Annotated in this window: 1 protein-coding gene; it reads left to right on the top strand. The window is 42.1% G+C overall.

The window, feature by feature from the left end:
• Positions 1 to 145 precede the first annotated feature (145 nt).
• Positions 146 to 1,765, top strand: a complete 1,620-nt coding sequence (locus L0M98_RS22500; RefSeq protein ID WP_227217893.1) for an IS1182 family transposase — start codon at positions 146 to 148, stop codon at positions 1,763 to 1,765.
• Positions 1,766 to 1,840: the final 75 nt, after the last annotated feature.

The raw sequence follows: 1,840 nt of genomic DNA, 5'->3' as shown, positions 1-1,840 counted from the left end.
GGGACTGTCTAACAAGTTTTAGACAGTTCTTTTTTTTTGTAAAAATAAGGCTTTCAATCTGAAAATCAGAAAGAAAGCCTTTGTAGTTTCAGATAGATTTATTATATTTGTTTTGCATAACCAATTAATAAACAATCTGATACCGATGGCAAAGATAGCATTTAAATCCGATAATCAGGGTCAATTACAGTTATTACCCCCGAGTCTTGATGAATTAATCCCTGCAACTCATCCTGTTCGTGTGCTGAACAATATCGTAGACCGTCTCGATGTGGGTAAAGTGCTCGCGAGTTATAAAGGAGGTGGTAATAGTTGTTTTCATCCCCGTATGATGTTGAAAGTATTGATTTATGCTTATCTGAACAATATATACTCTTCGCGTAAAATCGAGCGTCAGCTTCATGAACACATTCATTACATGTGGTTATCGGGTGGAGGACGTCCTGACTTCCGGACGATTAATTATTTCCGTGGTAAACGCTTGAAGGATTCTTTTGATGATATCTTCACGCGGGTGGTAGAATTTCTTCACTCGGAGGGTTTTGTCTCCCTTGAAGTTCAATACATCGATGGTACCAAAATTGAGTCGGCTGCCAATAAATACACCTTTGTATGGCGTGGAAGCATAGAAAAGTATGACAGCCGTCTGAGGGAAAAGACACGCCGTATCCTCTCCGATGCAGAGAAGGTTCTTGAAATGGAGAGCCATGAAACACCACCGGATGAAGAACTTTCCGTGGAAGAGTTCCGGGCACGGACATCCCGTATACAGGAAAAGATGAATAATAGGGAGGTTCCGAAGCAAATAAGGAAAGCAGTAGAAAAGACGGCAAAGGAATCCATACCGAAAATGCTTGAATATGAACGTGCTCTTGATATTATGGGTGAACGCAACTCCTATTCGAAAACTGATGAGTCTGCCACGTTCATGCGCATGAAAGAGGACGCCATGAAAAACGGACAGTTAAAGCCCGGTTACAATATACAGATAGCCACGGAAAACCAGTTCATTACCAACTATGCCGTTTATCACCGGCCTACCGATACGCTCACGCTTATCCCTTTCCTGGAGAGTTTTGAAAAACGTTACGGCAGACAAAGTAATGTGGTGGTTGCCGACTCAGGCTACGGCAGTGAGCAGAACTATGAATACCTGTTTGACCACAACCTCATTCCTTACGTCAAGTACAATATGTTCCATCAGGAGCAAAAACGCGGGTACAAGAAGAATGCCTTCCTTGTGCAGAATCTGTTCTATAACCCGAAAGGAAATTATTACGTCTGTCCTATGGGGCAGCATCTGTCTTTCATCCGGGAAGAGAAACGTAAATCAGATGCAGGATATATCTCACAGGTCAGTGTATACAGGGCTGCCAGGTGTGTGGGATGTCCCGTTCGGGGCCTTTGTAACAAAGCTGTGGGTAACAGACAGATAGAAGTTAATCACAGGCTTAACCGATACAAGGAAAAAATCAGATATCTGCTAGGCAGTGAAGAAGGGATCCTTCACAGGAAGAAAAGACCCGTTGAACCTGAAGCAGTATTTGCAGATATTAAAGAAGCAGGCAAGTTCAGACGGTTCAGGTTAAGAGGCGTTGCCGGAGTCAATATAGAGTTCGGATTAAAAGCCATTGCACATAATATCAAGAAGATTACGGCTTGCCGGGGGAAATGTGTCTTTTGGTGTAATAATTTGCAGAAAACAACTGTTTATTACGGCAAAAATCCGTCTTTAGAGGATCACAGATTAGGAATGGTTGCATAAGGAAGAAAAGAAGAAAAATATCATATAGGAAAAGAAAAAAAGAGGACTGCCAACATTTTATTGTTAGACAGTCCC

This window comes from Butyricimonas sp. DFI.6.44 (assembly GCF_022132345.1).
Lineage (GTDB): Bacteria > Bacteroidota > Bacteroidia > Bacteroidales > Marinifilaceae > Butyricimonas > Butyricimonas muris.
Note: the sequence above shows the minus strand (reverse complement) of the source record. Positions and strands in the feature narration are given on the sequence as shown.